The organism is Rubrivirga sp. (genome assembly GCF_049648075.1).
In the GTDB taxonomy this organism is placed as follows: domain Bacteria; phylum Bacteroidota; class Rhodothermia; order Rhodothermales; family Rubricoccaceae; genus Rubrivirga.
On record NZ_JBARYR010000647.1, the window covers coordinates 1 to 2,002 of the forward strand.

At 67.6% G+C, this 2,002-nt stretch carries 2 protein-coding genes; both read left to right on the forward strand.

All coding sequences use genetic code 11. The features are described 5' to 3' along the window. On the forward strand, window positions 1-979 hold a 979-nt coding region (locus WBA11_RS17460; protein WP_424521918.1), incomplete at its 5' end, for a hypothetical protein. Window positions 980-981: 2 nt separating this feature from the next. Next, window positions 982-1,530: a hypothetical protein gene (locus tag WBA11_RS17465; RefSeq protein ID WP_424521919.1), complete on the forward strand. Its 549-nt coding sequence runs from the start codon at window positions 982-984 to the stop codon at window positions 1,528-1,530. Window positions 1,531-2,002 lie beyond the last annotated feature (472 nt).

A 2,002-nucleotide genomic window follows, 5' to 3' on the forward strand; every position in this document is an offset into this window, starting at 1 on the left:
CAGCAACATCGTTCTCGTTACCGACTCGTTCGGCAACGTCTCGAGCATCAACCTGTCGTCCGGTCAGGCCGGACCTCAGATTTCGATCTCGACGGGCCAGCTCGAGCTCAACTTCACCGACGGCGACGACCTCAACGTGTCGGCCGTGTTTAGTGCGATCAACTCGGGCGGCCAGGTCGGATTACAACTCGACACGAACCTGTTCGTGCTCACGGGCGACCTGTCGGCCGATGGCGCGTACGTGCGCTACATCGAGGGCGCCGTCGGGTCGTTCGAGCGCTTGGTCGCCAACCGGGGCGAGCTCGCGGTGCAGGACGGGGACTACGCCGTCGCGATCTCGACCGACACCACGACGGGCGGCGCGGTGCCCCTCCAGGTCGCGGGCTCGTTCGTCGGCACCAACAGCAAGAGCGCGTCGGCGAGTGCGAACCGGGGCAACCTGTTCGAGTCCAACACCGCGACGAGCTTCTGGTCCCCCAACACGGGCGGGGGCGCCGAGGCGTCGGTCGCGTGCTCGATCGCCGGGATCGGGTCGGTGACGGCCCGGCTCTACATCAACAACGTGCAGGTCGACTCGGGCTCGACGAACGCGAGCGGCACGATCAGCCTGTCGGGCTCGCGCACGGGGGGCGGTCAGGTCAAGGTCCAGGTCACGGCGACGGCCGAGTCCTCGGGGTCCCAGCCGATCTCGAGGGCGAGCGGGACCGCTCAGGCGTTCGAGATCGTGTCCGGCCGGTACCGAACGGCGATCAGCCCTCACGGGTACTACACCGAAGACGACGACGGCAACCGCGTCGGCCTCGACCGCTCGGTCGGGATGTGGCACGGGCAGCAGTACCGGATTCACAGCCAGGACGTCAGCGGCGAGTCCATCACGCTTCGCGACCGCAATGATCCGAGCATTCCGGGCCGCGCGTTGCAGGTCGAGTTCCGGGACGCAAACGGTAGCATCACCAACCACTACATCAACAAGCCTTAGCCATGTCTCGTAAGAAGAAAGCCGACCCGTTCGCTCCCGTGACGCGCACCGACGTCAAGGCCGGCGTCCGGCTCGCGCTCCTGTCGTTCCTTCCACAGAACGCGCCGACCGACGCCGACGCGGAGACGTCGCTCACGCTCTCGGTCGCGCTCCCGCGTATCCGGGAGCAGTTGCGGTTCGAGGGCGATGACAAGGTCGTGTTCCAGGCCGCCCTCGACCGGGTCGAGTCGGTGCGCGCGACGGCCGACGAGGCGCGTGCGCGCGGTCAAGCGGTTCCGGCCGAGGCTGTCTCGTTCGACCTGAGCGCGATCCCGCCCAAGGACTTGTCGTTCGACTCGGACGAGGTCCGGGTCTTAGCGCTCAGCCTCTACGCGTCTCGCTTGGCGCCACGGACGCCGCAGCTCTCGCTCGACCCGGCGACGAACGAGGCGGTCGAGATGCTGTTTCCGGCCGCGACCGAGATCGTGCGGGTGGAGAAGGAGAAGGCGGAGGAGAGGGCGCGTCGGATCCAAGCGCAGCGGGAGGCCCAGGAGAGGGCGCGGGCGGCCTAGTCGCGAAGCGCCTCTGTACCCGTGGCGTACCCGGAATACGAATATCGATTCTGATGATTGACAATCGCTGTTTTCCAGCAGACTCAAAATCTGCCGACCTTCGGGTCTTGGGGGTTCGATTCCCCCTCCGGGCACGACAGCGTTGCCGCGTCGTCTTGTCGCACAACGCGATGCCCCTACCCAGGCTCGAAGCGACAAGGGATGAGGCAAGGGTTTTTGTTCTACGGAGGACCCGGAGCCGCTCGAAAGGTCCGGCCCCGACGTCCGCAGAGTCGGTGACGCCGCCGCCGTCGGGCCACCAGAAGGCGCGCCGTCCGACCCCGCCACTCTCGCTCCGGCCCTCCCGGGGGACGTCGAGAGCTCGATGGCGGGGTCACCCGTTTGGAGGCGGTGGTCGTTCCGCGTTCGCACGGGCGCGCGGGCTCGGACCGCCCCCAGCCCGCTTCTCCCCTCTCCTGCCGTCCTCGAGGAC

Bases quoted from the DNA above. Each gene is read 5' to 3' on its own strand.
- WBA11_RS17465 (WP_424521919.1), top strand. From the start codon at position 982: ATGTCTCGTAAGAAGAAAGCCGACCCGTTCGCTCCCGTGACGCGCACC.